Annotated in this window: 2 protein-coding genes; both read left to right on the top strand. The window is 67.5% G+C overall.

Features of this window, described 5'->3' with window-relative positions; translation table 11 throughout:
- The coding region (locus tag JHD07_RS29455) for a penicillin-binding transpeptidase domain-containing protein (protein WP_291628540.1) at window positions 1-1045 on the top strand (1045 nt) is incomplete at its 5' end.
- Between the two features lie 50 nt (window positions 1046-1095).
- The coding region (locus tag JHD07_RS29460; RefSeq protein WP_291628542.1) for a glycosyltransferase family 39 protein at window positions 1096-2531 on the top strand (1436 nt) is incomplete at its 3' end.

Below are 2531 nucleotides of genomic sequence, written 5' to 3' on the forward strand. Positions count from 1 at the left end.
CTCGACGCTGAAGCCCTTCATCTACGGGCTCGCCTTCGAGGACGGCTTCGTCCATCCGGACAGCCTGATCGACGACCGGCCGGTTCGCTTCGGCTCCTACGCGCCGGAAAATTTCGACATGACTTTCCAGGGGACGGTGCCCGTGAGGAAGGCGCTGCAATTGTCGCTGAACGTGCCTGCCATCGTGTTGCTCGATCGCGTCGGCTCCAGCCGGCTGACCTCGCGGTTGCGGCAGGCCGGCGGCAATATGGTTTTGCCCAAGGACGAGACGCCGGGCCTTGCCATGGGCCTCGGCGGCGTCGGCGTCACGCTCCAGGACCTCGCCCAGCTCTATGCGGGTTTCGCCCGTCTCGGCACCACCAAGCCGCTGCGTGAGGTCGTGACTGAACAGGACGACCGCGAGCCGCTCCGGCTGCTGGATCAGGTCGCGGCCTGGCAGGTCGGAAACGTGCTGCTGGGGACGCCTCCCCCGGAGAACGCCGCCCATAACCGCATCGCCTTCAAGACCGGCACGTCCTACGGCTATCGCGACGCCTGGTCGGTCGGCTTCGACGGCCGTATGACCATTGCCGTCTGGGTAGGCCGTCCGGACGGCGCGCCGGTTCCCGGCCTGATTGGGCGCGTCGCCGCGGCGCCCATCCTGTTCGACGCCTTCGCGCGGACCGGCAAAACGCTCGCCCCGTTGCCGAAGCCACCAAGGGGAACCCTGGTGGCAAGTAATGCCAAGCTGCCGCTGCCCCTGAAGCGGTTCCGCCCGGTCGGGGAACTGGTACGCACCGGGGGCGAGCAGGCGCTGCACATTCAGTTTCCCCTCAACGGCTCGCGGATCGACGTCGATCGATCGGGTGGCCGGGAGAGCGCAGCCATGCCGGTCAAGGTCGCCGGCGGCGTGCTGCCCATGACCATCATGGTTAACGGCACCGCGCTCGGCGAGATCGACGGACGGCGCCAGCGGCTGATCGATCCGCCGGGTCCGGGCTTTGCCCGGCTCACTGTGATCGACGCCACGGGCGCGGCGGACACAGTCGTCATTCGAATTCAATGACCCTGCCTCAAGCGGTTGTGGCGATGACGGTTTCAGCGTAAGCGGAACCAATGGCCGAGACCTATCCAAGCCCCCGTTTTGGAGCCCCCCGCGAACCGAAATCCCCCGCAAATCCGGGCAGCGGGCTCGTGCGCATGCTCGACATCGTCACGGCCAGCCATGCGCGCGCGGTCGCCTTCCTCGTGCTGTGTGCGCTGCTGCTGTTCCTGCCGGGCTTTTTCACCATCCCGCCGATCGACCGCGACGAAGCACGCTTCGCCCAAGCCACCAAGCAGATGGTGGAGAGCGGCGACTACGTCGATATCCGCTTCCAGGAAGACGTCCGCTACAAGAAGCCGATCGGCATCTACTGGCTGCAATCGGCGGCGGTCGAAGCCGCCGCGGCGTTGAAGCTGCCCAAGGCGGAATTGCGGATCTGGGTCTACCGCCTGCCGTCGCTGATGGGAGCGATCGGCGCCGTGCTCATGACCTATTGGGCCGCGCTCGGCTTCGTCACGCGGCGCGCCGCGGTGCTGGCGGCGCTGATGATGTGCGCCTCCGTGCTGCTCGGTGTCGAGGCTCGCCTGGCCAAGACCGACGCCATGCTGCTGCTCTGCGTCGTCGCTGCGATGGGCGCGATGGCACGGGCCTATCTGTCCTGGCAGCGGGCCGAGGACGAGGTCCGTCCGCCATGGAGCTGGCCGGCGATCTTCTGGACCGCGCTGGCTATGGGCATCCTGATCAAAGGTCCGCTGATCCTGATGTTCGCGGGGCTGACCATCGTGGTGCTCGCGATCCAGGACCGCGATGCCTCGTGGCTGTGGAAGCTGCGCCCGGTCTGGGGCCTGATGTGGATGCTGGTGCTGGTGCTGCCTTGGTTCGTTGCGATCTTCTGGCGTGCCGGGGAAACCTTCTTCACCGACTCCGTCGGCGGCGACATGCTCAGCAAGCTCGGTGCCCAGGAATCTCACGGTGCCCCGCCAGGGCTGTATCTGGCGCTGTTCTGGATCACCTTCTGGCCAGGTGCGCCGCTCGCGGCGATGGCGGCGCCCGCCGTGTGGCGGGCGCGGCGCGAGCCGGGCGCGCAGTTCCTGCTGGCCTGGCTGATCCCGTCCTGGATCGTGTTCGAGGCGGTGCTGACCAAGCTGCCGCATTACGTGCTGCCGCTCTATCCGGCGATCGCGATCCTGACCGCAGGCGCGGTCGAGCGGCGTGTGCTGTCGCGGTCCTGGCTGATGCGCGGCGCGGCCTGGTGGTTCGCGATTCCGGCGGCGGCCTCCATCATCGCGGTGGTCGGCGCGGTGATACTGACGCGGCAGCCGGCCTTCGTGGCCTGGCCCTTCATCGCGGCATCGCTGATTTTCGGCTTGTTCGCCTGGTGGCTCTACGACAACAACCGCGCCGAGCGCTCGCTGCTCAACGCGCTGGTCGCCGCCTTGATGCTGGCGGTGGTGGTCTACGGCATCGTGCTGCCGTCGTTGACCCCGCTGTTTCCGAGCATCGAGAT

Source organism: Bradyrhizobium sp., from assembly GCF_016462955.1.
GTDB lineage: Bacteria > Pseudomonadota > Alphaproteobacteria > Rhizobiales > Xanthobacteraceae > Bradyrhizobium.